This window comes from Rhizobium sp. 22-785-1, from assembly GCF_053521965.1.
The window spans coordinates 466,608-481,920 of sequence record NZ_JBNWDI010000003.1 but is presented as its reverse complement, the minus strand read 5'-3'; the positions used below and the strand labels follow the sequence as shown (position 1 = coordinate 481,920).

Here is a 15,313-nt window from a genome sequence, read left to right as displayed (position 1 = left end):
CGCTTCCGTGGCCTGATCAAGGTCAGATGGCAGTGCCTCATCGCCGCAGCGGCACAAAACATCAAGAAGATCGCAATGGCGGTGACCAAAACACCTAAACCTGCGTGGGGATGAGGCGATCAGCCTCAACTTGTCTCCCATTCAGCGTCGCACACGCAGATCAACAAACAGCATCATCCTAAAACAGAAAAACCCGCCGAAAAATCGACGGGTTTGTCAGCGGTCTGAGCCCGGCAGAGCCGGGCTTTTTTTTCGTTAGGCGTTGTCTTTTTTCTTAGGTCCGCGTTTTTCGAAAGGCTTGTCTTTCTTGCCCTCGAACTTGCCGAGCCTGTCGCCGGCGGCATTGGCCTTTTTCTTCCAGGGCTTGTCTTCGCCACGGCGCTCTCCGCCGAAATCCCCCTTGCCAGCAAACTTCTTCTGCGCCTTTGGCGGACGGGTGTCTTCGCGGCTCTTGCCCCTCATTTCGGGCTTGCCTTCCATGGCCTTGACCCGAATGCCCTTTTCAAGCGTCATGTCCTTGCCGAGAGCGGACTCGAAGCGGTCGACGGCATCAGCCGCCAGTTCCACGTAGGTTTCCGTCTGCTGCATGCGGATCGCGCCGATATCCTGGCGTGTTAGCTTGCCGAAGCGGCACAGCATAGGGATCAGCCAGCGGGGCTCGGCATTCTGCTTGCGGCCGACCGAGAGGGTAAACCAGGCGCTATCGGCGAAGTCCGAACGGTCGCGGCGCGGTGCATTGTTCTCGACGTTTTCGAAGCTGTCGCGACGTGGCTTGCGGCCATCAAGGGCGACTTCGGAAATGTCTTCAGGTGCCGAGCGACCAGAGTGATACATCCGCACAAAGGCCGCAGCGACTTTCTCCGCGCCATGCTGCTCCAGAAGCTTGGTGACGAAATCGCGCTCGTCATCGGTGACGGGCTCGTTCAGCGACGGATCTGCCAACAGGCGGGCGCCATCGCGTTCGACGATTTCGTCGGCGGACGGCGGATGAACCCAGGCGGGGCTGATTTTTGCGCCTTCGAGAAGACGTTCGGCCTTGCGACGCTGGTTGACGGGAACGACGATTGCGCTGACGCCCTTCTGACCGGCGCGGCCGGTACGGCCCGAGCGGTGAAGAAGCGTTTCGGAATTGGTCGGCAGATCGGCATGGATCACGAGTTCCAGCCCGGGCAGGTCGATACCGCGGGCGGCAACGTCAGTCGCCACGCAAACGCGGGCGCGACCGTCGCGCATGGCCTGAAGCGCGTGTGTGCGCTCGTTTTGCGACAATTCGCCGGACAGCGCGACGACAGAGAAGCCACGATTGTTCAGGCGGGCTGTCAGATGATTGACGGCAGCGCGTGTCGAGCAGAAAACAATGGCGTTGCGCGCCTCGTAGAAACGCAGCGCGTTGATGATCGCGTGCTCGCGGTCCGACGGCGCGACCATCATGGCGCGATATTCGATATCGACGTGCTGCTTCTGCTCTGAAGCAGTCGCGATGCGCACGGCATTCTTCTGGTAGCTTTCGGCAAGCTTGGCGATGCTGCGCGGGACAGTGGCCGAGAACATCAGCGTCCGGCGGTCTTCGGGCGATTCCTCCAGAATGAATTCCAGATCTTCGCGAAAGCCGAGATCGAGCATCTCGTCAGCTTCGTCCAGAACAACGGCGCGCAGCGAGGAGAGGTCGAGTGCCCCACGCTTGATGTGGTCGCAGATACGACCCGGCGTGCCGACCACAATATGGGAGCCACGTTCCAGCGCGCGGCGCTCGTTGCGAATATCCATGCCGCCGACGCAGGAGGCAATCGAGACGCCGGCAAATTCATAGAGCCACTCCAGCTCGCGCTTCACTTGCATGGCAAGTTCGCGCGTGGGCGCAATGGCAAGAGCGAGCGGAGCGCCAGCCTGGCCGAAACGTTCGCTATTGCTCAGAAGGGTACGCGCCAGCGCAATGCCGAAAGCGACCGTCTTTCCCGAGCCGGTCTGGGCCGAGACGAGCGCGTCCTTGTCGGCAAGTTCCGGATCCAGCATGGACTGCTGAACCGGGGTCAAGTCTTTATAGCCGCGCTTCTCCAACGCCTGCGCAATCGCAGGGGCGATACCCTGAGTGTCTGTCATCTACCGTCTTTCGGAATATGGATGCCTGTATTTGTCCCAAACGGACGACGCCACACAGGCCGTTGAGGCCACTATGGCCATTTCATGTGGCGCGCTTTTACTGCCATTGGCCGCATTTGTACAGTGCGGGGCGGTACGCTTGCCGATTTTGCGCTTAGGCCCGCTTCAAGGTCGACACGGGTAAGCCCCCAGAACCGTACCGCATGGTTCACAAACGGCATTGCATGGCCTTATCCTTTTCGCTAAGAGACCCGCAACCTGCAAGCCCGGTCTTTCTGGGGGCGGGATGTCTTCTTATCTGCCGCTCGCGCGGCGCAGTGGGATGGTACTGGTCTAGGCTATGGCTCGCATTGTCATGAAATTCGGCGGTACGTCCGTCGCAAACCTTGAACGTATTCACAATGTCGCACGGCATGTGAAACGTGAAGTGGATGCAGGCCATGAAGTGGCCGTGGTGGTTTCGGCAATGTCCGGAAAAACCAACGAACTGGTCGACTGGGTGCAGAACACGCCCAAAGTCGCTGGCGCCAGCGGCTCCGCATCCTTTTACGATGCCCGCGAATATGATGCCGTGGTCGCATCCGGTGAGCAGGTCACATCCGGTCTTCTGGCCATTGCGCTTCAGTCCATGGGTGTGAACGCTCGCTCCTGGCAGGGTTGGCAGATCCCGATCCGCACCGACAATGCCCATGGCGCAGCCCGTATTCTCGACATCGATGGTTCCGATATCATTCGTCGCATGGGCGAGGGACAGGTGGCTGTTATTGCCGGTTTCCAGGGTCTAGGCCCGGATAACCGCATTGCCACCCTCGGACGTGGCGGTTCCGATACATCCGCCGTGGCTATTGCCGCTGGCGTGAAGGCCGATCGCTGCGACATATACACCGACGTCGACGGCGTCTACACGACCGACCCGCGCATCGAGCCAAAGGCTCGCCGCCTGAAGAAAGTGGCATTCGAGGAAATGCTTGAAATGGCGTCTCTCGGTGCCAAGGTTCTGCAGGTCCGTTCGGTCGAGCTTGCCATGGTCCACAAGGTTCGAACCTTCGTGCGCTCCAGTTTCGAGGACCCCGATGCGCCGGGCATGGGTGACCTTATCAACCCGCCCGGTACTTTGATTTGCGACGAGGATGAAATCGTGGAACAGGAAGTCGTAACAGGCATCGCCTATGCCAAGGATGAAGCACAAATCTCGCTGCGCCGCCTTGCGGATCGCCCCGGCGTTTCCGCTGCGATCTTCGGCCCGCTGGCGGAAGCCCATATCAATGTCGACATGATCGTGCAGAACATCTCCGAAGACGGTTCGCGCACGGATATGACGTTTACGGTTCCCTCCGGTGACGCTCCCAAAGCACTGAAGGTTCTGGAAGACAACAAGGCGCAGATCGGCTTTGACGTGGTGCAGAACGAAACCGGGCTTGCCAAGGTGTCCGTCATCGGCATCGGTATGCGCAGCCACGCGGGCGTGGCTGCTAGCGCGTTCAAGGCGCTGGCCGAAAAGAATATCAACATCAAGGCGATCACCACCTCGGAAATCAAGATTTCCATCCTGATCGATGGCGCCTATGCCGAACTTGCAGTTCGTACTTTGCATTCTGCCTATGGTCTGGATAAAAGTTGATTCTCTGACTTTGGCACACGGCACTCGATTCTTCTGAAACGTGCGTTGTCCCGGTCAAATGCCGTCGCGCAAAACCGCCTTGCGATTTTGCGATATCGACATGCGTGAAGCGACGACCTAAAGCTTTAAAGGTGAATCTTAAAATTCGCACACGCTTTAGGGGTACCAATTTCAGCTTGTCGCTGTAAAAGGTGCGCTATAAATTTGATTGAACCTTTCGTGCGAACCCCTCACTTCGCACGTTCGGCATTCGGGAGCATACGCGATGAGAGACCTTTCTGCAGGTCCGCGCGTCCTTCTCAGGCGGCTTCGCGAAATGATGGCGGAGCATCTTGAGCCGCAGGAGCGCCTCGACCAGATTGTCCGGCAGATTGCCAGCAACATGGTTGCCGAAGTGTGTTCCGTTTATGTGCTTCGCTCCGACAGCATTCTTGAGCTCTACGCTACTGAGGGCTTGAACAAGGATGCGGTGCATCTTGCCCAGTTGAAAATGGGGCAGGGCCTTGTCGGTACGATCGCCGCTTCCGCCCAACCGCTCAATCTTTCGGACGCGCAGGCGCATCCCGCTTTCCGCTATCTCCCTGAAACGGGCGAAGAAATTTATCATTCCTTCCTCGGTGTGCCGATTTTGAGATCCGGTCGCACTCTTGGCGTTCTTGTCGTTCAGAACAAGACCAGCCGAACATACCGGGAGGATGAAGTTGAAGCGCTTGAGACAACCGCGATGCTTATTGCGGAGATTGTGGCGAGCGGCGAATTGAAGAAAATCACCCGCCCTGGCGTGGAGTTGGATCTGACCAGAGCCGTCTCCATCGACGGTGACGCCTATGCCGAAGGTATAGGCCTCGGTCATGTGGTTCTCCACGATCCGCGCATCGTCGTGACCAATCTTCTCAACGAGGACGCCGATACGGAAATTCGCCGGCTGGCCGAAGCGATAGGCTCGTTGCGTCTTTCTATCGACGACATGTTGCAACGTCGTGATGTCGCCACCGAGGGCGAGCATCGCGAGGTGCTTGAAACCTACCGCATGTTCGCCCACGATCAGGGCTGGGTCCGCCGCATGGAAGAGGCGATCCGCAACGGTCTGACAGCCGAAGCTGCGGTCGAAAAGGTGCAGAGCGACACCAAGGCGCGTATGATGCGCTTGACAGATCCCTATCTGCGCGAGCGGATGCATGATTTCGACGATCTGGCCAACCGACTATTGCGCCAGTTGATGGGTTTTGGTGGCAGAAGCCCTGAACACGAGTTTCCGCTCGATGCCATCGTTCTGGCCCGCGCCATGGGTGCGGCCGAGCTTCTCGATTATCCACGTGAAAAGCTGCGCGGACTGGTGCTGGAAGACGGCGCGGTCACAAGCCATGTGGTGATCGTGGCCCGCGCCATGGGTATTCCGGTCATCGGCCAGGCGACCGGAATCGTGGCGCTTGCCGAGAATAATGATCCGATCATCATCGACGGGGATGACGGCAAGGTTCATCTGCGTCCCGTCACGGATTTGCAGCGGGCCTACGAGGAAAAGGTTCGCCTGCGTGCGCGGCGTCAGGAACAATTCCGTGCGCTGCGCGACGTGGAGCCGATCACCAAGGATGGCCAAAAGGTCAGCCTGAAAATGAATGCTGGCCTGCTGGTGGATCTGCCGCAACTGGAAGAGTCCGGCGCGGATGGCATCGGGCTTTTTCGTACTGAACTGCAGTTCATGATTGCTTCCAACATGCCCAAAGGCGAGGAGCAGGAGGCCTTCTATCGCAGTGTTCTTCGCCAGGCCAAAGGCAAGCCGGTAACATTCCGCACGCTTGACATCGGCGGCGACAAGGTCGTCTCCTACATGCGTGGGCAGGAAGAAGAGAACCCGGCACTCGGCTGGCGCGCCATTCGTCTTTCGCTCGACCGTCCGGGTTTGTTGCGTACCCAGATGCGCGCGCTTCTGCGCGCGGCATCGGGGGCGGAATTGAAGATGATGTTGCCGATGGTGACCGAAGTCTCGGAAATCCATGCGGTCCGAGATTTGATGCAGAAGGAAGTTCAGCATCTTTCCAAGTTCAGTCATGCGTTGCCGCGCAAGCTGCAATTCGGGGTCATGCTGGAAGTGCCGTCATTGATGTGGCAGCTCGACGAATTGATGTCGGAAGTGGATTTCGTCTCGGTCGGTTCGAACGATCTGTTTCAGTTCGCGATGGCTGTGGATCGCGGCAATTCCCGTGTTTCGGATCGGTTCGACAATCTCGGCAAGCCTTTCCTGCGTATTCTGCGCGATATTATCCGTGCCGGAGAACGAAACAAGACGCCGGTGACGCTGTGCGGAGAAATGGCCAGCAAGCCCTTGTCCGCCATGGCGCTGATCGGGCTCGGTTACCGTTCGATCTCAATGTCGCCCACGGCGATCGGTCCGGTGAAGGCCATGTTGCTCGGGCTGGATGCGGGTCTGCTCGCAGAAGAGTTGAATGCGGCTTTGGACGACAACAAGTCGTTCGAAAATACGCGCGATCTGCTGGTTCGGTTTGCTGCGACGCATTCCATCCCTATTTAACACGATGATCTTAGAGTGGAGTATGTGACAGGTGGCGAAGCTTCCCGTCGACAAAATGCGTGAGCTTGAACGACGCTTCGGTGAAATCGAGGCGCGTATGTCTGAAGGCCCCGCCGCAGACGTGTATGTCAAGCTAGCCTCCGAATATTCGGAATTGCAGCCTGTGGTGAAGACCATTCGCGAATATGAGAAAGCTCAGGCCGAGGCTGCGGACCTCGAAGCGATCCTGTCCGACAAGACCATGGATCGGGATATGCGTGAGTTGGCCGAGGCTGAGCTTCCAGAGCTGTCCGAGCGTATCGAAGCGCTGGAGAAGGATATGCAGATCCTTCTTCTGCCCAAGGACGCGGCAGATGAGAAGAGCGCCATTCTGGAAATTCGTGCCGGCACCGGCGGATCAGAAGCAGCGCTCTTTGCTGGCGATCTTTTCCGCATGTATGAGCGTTTTGCTAGCGGCAAGGGCTGGAAAGTGGAAGTCCTTTCGGCAAGCGAAGGGGAAGCGGGCGGCTTCAAGGAAATCATCGCCACGATCAGCGGTCGCGGCGTGTTCTCAAAACTCAAATTCGAGTCCGGCGTGCATCGCGTGCAGCGTGTGCCGGAAACGGAGGCGGGAGGACGCATCCATACATCTGCCGCAACCGTCGCCGTTCTGCCGGAAGCCGAGGATATCGATATTGAAATTCGCCCGGAAGATATCCGCATCGACACGATGCGTGCTTCCGGCGCCGGAGGCCAGCACGTCAACACGACGGATTCGGCCGTTCGCATTACCCACCTGCCGACCGGACTGATCGTTACCTCCTCGGAAAAATCGCAGCATCAGAACCGCGCCAAGGCGATGCAGGTTCTGCGCTCGAGGCTTTACGACATCGAGCGACAGAAGGCAGACAGCGAACGCTCCGCCGACCGCAAGAGCCAAGTGGGGTCGGGTGATCGATCCGAGCGCATCCGCACCTATAACTTCCCGCAAGGTCGCGTCACCGACCATCGCATCAATTTGACGCTCTACAAGCTCGACCGCATGATCGAAGGCGACATAGACGAGTTGGTGGACGCGCTGATTGCCGATTATCAGGCGGGCCAGCTTGCGCAGCTTGGCGAGCAGCGGTGAAGTCCAGTTTGACAGTTCAGGCTTGCGTGGCCGATGCAAAGCAACGTCTCAACGCTGCCGGTATCGCCGATCCGGCAACCGATGCTCGCCTATTGATCGGCGAGGTCATTGGCTTTACCCTGACAGACTTCGTTCTAAACGGTGCCCGTCCGCTTCAAGCTGATGAAATGCATCGGATCGACGCTTTGATTGCGCGGCGCGAGAGGGGAGAGCCAGTTCACCGCATCCTCGGACGCCGTGAGTTCTACGGGCTCGATTTTCTGCTGTCGCAGGGGACGCTGGAACCCCGTCCTGATACGGAGGTGCTGGTCAACGCTGCGCTGCCATATGTCCGCGCTGCCGTGCAGGGTAAGGATGCGGCGCGTATCCTCGATATGGGAATCGGAACCGGCGCCATATGCCTTTCGCTTCTCCACGCAGTTCCCGAGGCAACAGGCGTGGGAAGCGATATCTCGCAAGACGCAATTGCGACTGCGCGTGGCAACGCAGAGCGGCTTGGACTTGCAGAGCGCTTCGAGACAATCGAGAGCGACTGGTTCGAGCATATTTCGGGACGTTTCGACATAATCTTGTCAAACCCGCCCTATATTAGAACCGATGTCATCGATACATTGGATCGCGAAGTTCGCGAATTCGATCCGTTCATCGCCCTAGACGGCGGTGTGGATGGGCTTCTCCCGTATAGAGTTATAGCTGAAAAAGCAGTGGATTTTCTCGAAAGCGGTGGAGTGGTCGGGGTCGAAATAGGCTACGATCAGATGGCAGATGTAACCACCATATTTGCATCCAAGGGATATGAATGCGCGAACCGCGTCAAAGACTATGGCGGTCATGATCGCGTATTGATATTCCGCAGATAGGTCGAAAAACAGCTGTGGATGTTTTGTTCAAGGATATTTTGCAAAGCAAAAGAAAAGGCTTGGATTTCCGCAGGAAGCGGGCTAGTTTGCGGCCACATGCCGGGTGGCTGAGGGCGAAATAAGATTCGCCAGGGTTTGGATCAGTCCCGAAGCGGGTTCTCTTGGAGAGCTCTGAAAGGCTGGGCATTTCCGGCATGTGATTCAGGAAACTTTGTTCGCAAGCGGCTTGATGCAGCATATGCGCATCCGGTCGGAAAACGCGAAGTCTTGTCTCTCAAGAGAGCAGGGCGCGTAATGGTCGCGGTTCAGGAGAAGCGTTTTGTTGCTCGCCTGGATCGCATCGAAATACGAGAATTATCAGCAAAACAGAATTCAGGTGAGCAATTGATGAGGCCAGGACAGCAAAACAAGCGCGGCCGGGGGCGTAATAACAACAACAATAATAACGGCGGCGGTAACAACAACAATTTCAACCGTAAGGGTGGAAATCCGCTGACCAGGACTTATGACAGTTCCGGCCCTGATGTTAAAATTCGCGGCACTGCTCAGCATATTGCGGAGAAATACGCTGCGCTCGCACGGGATGCGCAAAGCTCTGGCGACCGCGTTATGGCTGAAAACTATCTCCAGCACGCCGAACACTACAATCGCATTATCTTGTCTGCCCAGGCGCAGATGCAGGAACGTTTCCAGCGCGACGATCGCGGCGATTACGGCAACGATCGTGACGGCGACGATATGGATGGCAATGAAAATGACGATGTCGTCGTTGTGCTGCCCGTTGCGCATGAGCAAAATGAACAGCGCGCCCAGCGCAATGATCAGCCCGAGCGCCAGGAACGCCAGGAGCGTCCCGAACGGCAGGATCGTCAGGACAGAGGTGAACGTCGCGATCGCCGGGACCGTCAGAACCGTCCTGAGCGTCAGCCGCGTGAAGCGCAGGCTGATGAAGGTACCGAGACTGTTGTAGCTGCAGCGCCTGTACCGGTCGCGCCTGTTTACGATGCAAGCTCCGCGCCGCAGCCGGTCATCGAGGGTACGCCCAAGGAAGTGGCTGTGGAAGAAGAAGCTCAGGCTGAAGCCGGTGCAAGCGAGCGCGCACCGCGCCGTGCACGCAGCACCAGCCCGCGTCCCCGCCGCCCGCGCCGTACCGCCGGTGCCGAAGAGGCAGAGGGCGCTGAGCCTTCCGAACTGGAGAAGGCAGCCGAATAAGGCCTGCCCTCAACACTCACAAAAACAAAAAGCGATGGGTGCAAATCCATCGCTTTTTCGTTGGGACCATTTTATCGGCGTTGGTTGCAATCAAGCGTTACGCAGTCGACCCTGCATCAGGTCTATCACGGCGCGGGCAGCTTCCAGTACATTGGTGCCAGGTCCAAAGACCGCGGCAACGCCGTTGTCCAGAAGGAAGTCATAGTCCTGACGTGGAATGACGCCGCCGACGATGACGATGATCTTTTCTGCTCCTTTGGCCTTCAGCGCTGCGACCAGTTGCGGCGCCAGCGTCTTGTGGCCAGCAGCAAGTGACGACATTCCCACCACATGCACCTTGTTCTCCACCGCGAGATCTGCCGCTTCCTCCGGCGTCTGGAACAGGGGGCCTGCAATCACATCGAAGCCGATATCGCCAAAAGCGGATGCAATGATCTTCGCCCCGCGGTCGTGGCCGTCCTGACCGAGCTTGGCGATCATCATGCGTGGTTTGCCGTCCACGGTGTGCGACAGCTCGACGATCCGGTTACGCAAGGTTGCAAACTCCGGATCGTCCTCATAGGCCGCGCCGTAAACGTCGTGAACCACCTCCGGAACGGCGGCATGGTCTCCGAAGACAGCGCGCATGGCGTCTGAAATCTCTCCGACGGTAGCCCTAGCGCGCGCCGCTTCCACAGCCGATTCGAGCAGGTTGCCTTGTCCTGTGCGCGCGACTTCGGAAAGGTTTGCCAGTGTTCGTTCAACGTCTACCGGATTGCGCTGACGGCGAACGGTTTCCAGACGCTTGATCTGCGACGCACGAACGGCGGAGTTGTCGATATCTAGAATATCGATCGGCTCTTCGTTCTCCAGGCGGAACTTGTTGACTCCAACGATAATCTCTTCGCCCCGGTCTACAGCCGCCTGGCGTTTGGTCGCTGCCTCCTCGATTAGCCTCTTCGGCAGACCTTCATCGACGGCTTTGGTCATGCCGCCCATTTGCTCCACCTCCTCCATCAGCGCCCAGGCTTTCTCTGCAAGCTCGTTCGTCAGGCTCTCCACATAGTAAGAACCTGCCAGCGGATCGACGACTTTGGTGATGCCGGTTTCATGCTGCAGAATAAGCTGAGTGTTGCGAGCGATACGGGCGGAAAAATCAGTCGGCAGCGCCATGGCTTCGTCAAGCGCGTTGGTGTGGAGCGACTGTGTGCCGCCTAGGACGGCTGAAAGGGCTTCATAAGCGGTGCGAATGACATTGTTGAATGGATCCTGCTCCTGCAGAGACACGCCCGATGTCTGGCAGTGGGTGCGCAACATCATAGAAGACGGCTTTTGCGGATTGAATTCTTCCATGACACGCGACCATAGGAGGCGTGCAGCGCGCAGCTTGGCAGCCTCCATGAAGAAGTTCATGCCAATGGCAAAGAAGAAGGACAGGCGACCGGCAAAATCATCAACATTCAATCCCTTCTTCAACGCCGCCCGCACATATTCCCGTCCATCCGCCAGCGTGAAGGCCAGTTCCTGAACCAGCGTCGCACCCGCTTCCTGCATGTGATAGCCGGAAATCGAGATCGAGTTGAAGCGTGGCATCTCGCGCGCCGTATACTCGATGATATCGGCGATGATGCGCATCGAAGGTGCCGGGGGGTAGATATAGGTATTGCGCACCATGAATTCTTTGAGAATGTCGTTCTGGATGGTGCCTGAAAGCTCCGCATGGGAGCATCCCTGTTCTTCCCCAGCGACGATGAACGACGCAAGGATGGGGATGACAGCACCATTCATGGTCATCGAAACAGACATTTCTTTCAGAGGAATGCCGTCGAACAGGATTTTCATGTCTTCAACGGAGTCGATCGCTACACCCGCCTTGCCGACATCGCCAACGACGCGCTCGTGATCGCTATCGTAGCCCCGGTGTGTCGCCAGATCGAAAGCGACAGACAATCCCTTTTGGCCAGCTGCCAGATTGCGCTTGTAAAAGGCGTTCGATTCTTCCGCTGTGGAAAAACCGGCATATTGACGGATCGTCCAGGGGCGGCCGGCATACATGGTGGCGCGGGGTCCGCGAACGAATGGCTTGAAGCCGGGTAAGCTGTCGAGATGGGATAGGCCGTCGAGATCGTCTGATGTGTAAAGGGCCTTGACGGCAATTCCTTCAGGCGTCTGCCAGGTGAGGGTATCGGGAGCGCGCTTCAGTTCCTTTTCGGCTAGTTGCTCCCAATCCTTTACCGACTTTTCGTCCGACATGCCTGTCTCCCTGTTGCGTTTCTTCTGATGTGAAAACGAAACGTTTTACTCTCCATCCGGTCGCATATGCGCGCAGCCGAAAGGGCAAGATAAAATCATTGGAGAATTTAACAACCGCGACTATCGATGAAGATGTCGTCACGGGTCGTCACGATCAGGTAGCAGCGCCGCCCTTTCGTCCAAGAGACATGATCCGCTCGCGCAGCGCTTTCGCCAGATTGCGGGTGTTGCGGTACATATGGACCTGGGTTGCAACCTGGCGCACATCTCGGTCGCTGTTTTGCGATAAGCCGACAACGAGCGTTCCCATTTCGGCCGCATCGTCCCACAAGCCTGTGAGCGACAGCTCCTCTTCGACAACGCAATTGTCAGTGCAGATGATGTTGGCGTCATCAAGCTGCCATTCGGTCAGGCGCTGGGTCAGAAGCCGCTCGGGCATGTAGTTCGCATAACGCTCGTTGAACGCTGCCTTCCAGATATAGGCTTCACCCATGGCCATGAGAATGACGACGGAGGCAATTGCCTCTCCATTCAAATCGACGGTGTGGATACGCGCCGCGTCGATCTCAGCCAGATTGTTGATCGCTTCACGGGCAAAGGCGGTGCGGTAGCGATCGGTCACGAGCGCATTGCGCTTGCGCCCTTTCGTGCCATTCGCCTCCAGCGCCAGAAACTCCTCCATCCGCATACGCACATCGCCTGCCTGACGAGCGACATTGTAGGACACAGTCCCCAATGCCTGAAGGTCCGACCACTTTGCTTTCAGCAAGTTGCGATCGTCGAAGGAAAGCTTGTTCTGAAGATAGATGTCGGCATCGGGTCCGTTTTGAAGCAGATGCCGTCTGTGGCGCTCAGCCATGGAAACTGGAAGATTTCGGCTTAACGCCACAGCCCTGATCATGCGTACGAAAGGTCCGTTCAGCCGCACCAGCGGTAGCACGAGAACACTTGGCAACCGAAGTTCAGGCTGCATCAATGCATCGAGAAGATTGTCGATGGTTTCGGCTGCGCCCTCGCTATCCACCAATGGCGTTCCAAGCGGCCCGAACGGGTTGGCCCAGGCGCGCAAGATGGAGGGGCCGACGGAGAAACCGGGTTTCTCGATGGTGAAGGGCATGAGAAAGCGCATGCGACTGCGTCGGCCGTTCTCGTCACGCATCAGAGCGAAGCGAACGGACCGATCTTCGATGCGCGGCATGGCAGGTGCAAGCAGCCGACCGGTGAAAAATACGTTAGGCTCCATCACCCGGTTGGACAAGAAATCAAGTTCTTCCTGAAGGTCGTATCCGAGTTGGGCGGGATATATGCAGAATTCACGACCCTCGCGGCCCACACGGATGCTGCTGTCCGCCTCAGGCCTCTCAACCTCTGCGGAAGGTCTGGGCATGGCGAACTGGTTTTCGCTGAAGTCCGGATCGTTCGGGTCACTTGCCATGCTTATCTATACCATCCCCGGGTGTAGTATCACCGTAAGTCCAAGCGACCTCCATCCTTGAACGGTGGCAGGCAAATGAGACAGGCACGCGAATCTCTGCTCTAGCAGATATCATAACATACTGATCATAGAACGAAGTTGGAGAAATGTTGAGGGCCGTCCCGCACGAAATTTTCGCACTTGATTATAAATCCGGCACGACAGGTGCGCGCCTTCGTGCTGGAAGAACGCCCAGCACCAGCGCGCAGCCTATGATGATGATGGCCGCACCGATGAATTGCGCCGCCGAGAGGGGCTCATCCAGCACGAAGGCTCCGATGAAGACGGCGATCACGGTCACCACAAACTCAACGCTGATCGTTTTGGTCGCGCCGATGGTCGCTACCAGACGGAAATAGGTTATGTAGGTGAGCGCACTCATGATGATTGCGAGTGCAACGAGATAGCCGACATCGACGAGTGATGGGACTGCGGGGACAGGTACAACGGCAAGAAGCGGTAGTGTGAGGACGCCGCCGGCGAAAAACGATCCGATGGTGATCTCCCAAGAACCGGTGCCCTTCAGGAAGCGGCTGGCATAATTGCTGCCAAATGCCGCGCAGAGGCAACCGATCATGCAGGCGAAAGAGCCCAGGACAAAAGCCTGCGTTACCGGCACTGCTGGAAAGCCGACAAGAACGACTATGCCGACTATGCCGCAGCAGATGCCGATCATCGACTCCGCTGATATTTTTTCAAGGCCCCAGAGTTGCCCGATCAACATCGAGAACAGTGGAATACTGGCCACGAATATCGCAGCCATGGCAGTGCCGATCTGCGGTGTGGCGTAGGATAATCCGATCAGCTGGCCTGCCACCGTCGTTGCGCCGACAATCGAGAAGGCGCGCCATCCGGCTGAGAAGTCAAGCGGTCTCCCGCTTGCCTTTGCCACCAGATAAAGTGTGCCGCTGGCAATAAGGCACCTCAGCGACACCGCGCCGACCCAACCGAAGGACTCCACAACACGCAGCACGAGCGTGAAGGACAATCCCCAAGCCACAGCAAGGAAAATATAAGCGGCGAGTTGGCCCGGCTTCATGGGATTTGTCGTTCCGGCAAGAGAGATGCTGACGGAACAGTTATGGGAGGGTCAGCAATCCGTCAATCGACTTTCGACCCTAAAGCGTGGCAAGCAACCGGTTGCTGACCATACCTGCGGAGGCTGCCTGCATGGTAACCTTCTTCTCGACAGCCTCAATGACGGTGTCGGTGAAATCCACATTGGTGAGTTCACGAATATGTCCAAGACCGCCCGGTGAAAAGACATTTACTTCCAGGATCTTATCGCCGACGATATCGAGGCCGACGAGGAACATGCCATCCTCCACGAGCTTGGGTCGCATCATCTCCGCCAGCGCCAGCACGTCGTCATTGACCTCCACCGCTTCGGCGGTGCCGGAAGCATGGATATTGGAGCGTAGATCGCCCTTGGCCGGAACGCGCCGCAGCGCAGCGTAAGCGCCATCGCGCATCAAAGGCTCTCCATTCATCATGAAGAAGCGGATATCGCCGTTTTTCGCCGCTGGCAGATAGGCCTGCGCTATCAGGTAACCTTCGATGCTGATAGCCTCGAAAATCTGATTGAGATTTGTCTCCTTGGAAGACCCGATCTTGAAGACATTCTTGCCGCCGGAACCCTGTAACGGCTTGACGATAACGCCCTTGGGATGCGCGTCCGCAAAAGCCCGTATCTCCTCAACATTGCGGGAAATCAGCGTGGTCGGACGAACGATTTCAGGAAAGCTCTGGAAGTAGAGTTTGTTTTGCGCCAGCGCCAGGCCTTCCGGATCGTTTAGAACAAGTACGCCCCGTTGCTCGGCAAGTCGTCCAAAAAGAATGCCAGAATGAACTGCCCAGGGTCGCGCTGTCTGGTCGAGAGAGGGATCGTTGCGCAGCATCAGCGCATCGATCTCTTCGATGTCGATGGTTTCTCGCTGCAACTGCCGCTCCTGCAGAATGGCGTGAAAAGTTTCCACCTTTTTGTATTTTTGTTTCGGCATGACGAGCGCGTGCACAGCGAGCGTATCATCTGGACGCAGAGTGAAATCACCGGGTGTCAGGTAAATGACGTCGTGACCACGGTTGAGCGCCGCCATGGCGAGGAGCCCGGTGGCGTAGCTTGGATGTTCGCCTTCGATCGAATTGACAAAGAATGCTAGGCGCATAGTTC

General features: G+C 57.4%; 10 protein-coding genes. 5 read left to right on the top strand and 5 right to left on the bottom strand.

What is annotated here, in order from left to right; all coding sequences use genetic code 11:
• Nucleotides 1–255 precede the first annotated feature (255 nt).
• Nucleotides 256–2,100: a DEAD/DEAH box helicase gene (locus ACQZ5M_RS09800; protein ID WP_449079598.1), complete on the bottom strand. Its 1,845-nt coding sequence runs from the start codon at nt 2,098–2,100 to the stop codon at nt 256–258.
• 340 nt (nt 2,101–2,440) lie between these two features.
• Between ACQZ5M_RS09800 and ACQZ5M_RS09795 the strand changes: the two genes are divergently transcribed.
• The 5 genes from ACQZ5M_RS09795 to ACQZ5M_RS09775 all read left to right on the top strand — a co-directional run bounded on the left by ACQZ5M_RS09795 (nt 2,441) and on the right by ACQZ5M_RS09775 (nt 9,437).
• Entirely contained in the window at nt 2,441–3,721 is a 1,281-nt protein-coding gene (locus ACQZ5M_RS09795; RefSeq protein WP_296014179.1) for an aspartate kinase, read from the top strand.
• 265 nt (nt 3,722–3,986) lie between these two features.
• Nucleotides 3,987–6,254, top strand: a complete 2,268-nt coding sequence (ptsP, locus tag ACQZ5M_RS09790; RefSeq protein ID WP_296014182.1) for a phosphoenolpyruvate--protein phosphotransferase — start codon at nt 3,987–3,989, stop codon at nt 6,252–6,254.
• A gap of 31 nt (nt 6,255–6,285) precedes the next feature.
• The gene (gene prfA / locus ACQZ5M_RS09785; RefSeq protein WP_296014187.1) at nt 6,286–7,365 is read left to right on the top strand and encodes a peptide chain release factor 1; all 1,080 of its coding nucleotides are present in this window, start codon (nt 6,286–6,288) and stop codon (nt 7,363–7,365) included.
• Between the two features lie 8 nt (nt 7,366–7,373).
• Nucleotides 7,374–8,225 carry a peptide chain release factor N(5)-glutamine methyltransferase gene (prmC, locus tag ACQZ5M_RS09780; RefSeq protein WP_449079597.1) on the top strand — a complete coding sequence of 284 codons (852 nt, stop codon included), beginning with the start codon at nt 7,374–7,376 and terminating at the stop codon, nt 8,223–8,225.
• A gap of 387 nt (nt 8,226–8,612) precedes the next feature.
• On the top strand, nt 8,613–9,437 hold the full coding sequence (locus ACQZ5M_RS09775; RefSeq protein WP_449079596.1) for a DUF4167 domain-containing protein: 825 nt from the start codon (nt 8,613–8,615) through the stop codon (nt 9,435–9,437).
• A gap of 90 nt (nt 9,438–9,527) precedes the next feature.
• On the opposite strand, the gene scpA is transcribed toward ACQZ5M_RS09775, so the two are convergent.
• The 4 genes from scpA to ACQZ5M_RS09755 form a co-directional block, all read right to left on the bottom strand.
• On the bottom strand, nt 9,528–11,669 hold the full coding sequence (gene scpA, locus ACQZ5M_RS09770; protein WP_449079595.1) for a methylmalonyl-CoA mutase: 2,142 nt from the start codon (nt 11,667–11,669) through the stop codon (nt 9,528–9,530).
• Between the two features lie 154 nt (nt 11,670–11,823).
• On the bottom strand, nt 11,824–13,104 hold the full coding sequence (locus tag ACQZ5M_RS09765; protein WP_449079594.1) for a GNAT family N-acetyltransferase: 1,281 nt from the start codon (nt 13,102–13,104) through the stop codon (nt 11,824–11,826).
• A 184-nt stretch (nt 13,105–13,288) separates the two neighbouring features.
• Nucleotides 13,289–14,182: a DMT family transporter gene (locus ACQZ5M_RS09760; protein WP_449079593.1), complete on the bottom strand. Its 894-nt coding sequence runs from the start codon at nt 14,180–14,182 to the stop codon at nt 13,289–13,291.
• Nucleotides 14,183–14,261: 79 nt separating this feature from the next.
• Entirely contained in the window at nt 14,262–15,308 is a 1,047-nt protein-coding gene (locus tag ACQZ5M_RS09755; RefSeq protein WP_449079592.1) for a glutathione synthase, read from the bottom strand.
• Nucleotides 15,309–15,313: the final 5 nt, after the last annotated feature.

Excerpts from the sequence above, each read along its gene's own strand:
- ACQZ5M_RS09765 (WP_449079594.1), bottom strand. The coding sequence starts at position 13,104 with ATGGCAAGTGACCCGAACGATCCGGACTTCAGCGAAAACCAGTTCGCC.
- ACQZ5M_RS09760 (WP_449079593.1), bottom strand. The coding sequence starts at position 14,182 with ATGAAGCCGGGCCAACTCGCCGCTTATATTTTCCTTGCTGTGGCTTGG.
- ACQZ5M_RS09800 (WP_449079598.1), bottom strand. The coding sequence starts at position 2,100 with ATGACAGACACTCAGGGTATCGCCCCTGCGATTGCGCAGGCGTTGGAG.
- scpA (WP_449079595.1), bottom strand. The coding sequence starts at position 11,669 with ATGTCGGACGAAAAGTCGGTAAAGGATTGGGAGCAACTAGCCGAAAAG.
- ACQZ5M_RS09755 (WP_449079592.1), bottom strand. The coding sequence starts at position 15,308 with ATGCGCCTAGCATTCTTTGTCAATTCGATCGAAGGCGAACATCCAAGC.
- ACQZ5M_RS09795 (WP_296014179.1), top strand. The coding sequence starts at position 2,441 with ATGGCTCGCATTGTCATGAAATTCGGCGGTACGTCCGTCGCAAACCTT.
- ptsP (WP_296014182.1), top strand. The coding sequence starts at position 3,987 with ATGAGAGACCTTTCTGCAGGTCCGCGCGTCCTTCTCAGGCGGCTTCGC.
- ACQZ5M_RS09775 (WP_449079596.1), top strand. The coding sequence starts at position 8,613 with ATGAGGCCAGGACAGCAAAACAAGCGCGGCCGGGGGCGTAATAACAAC.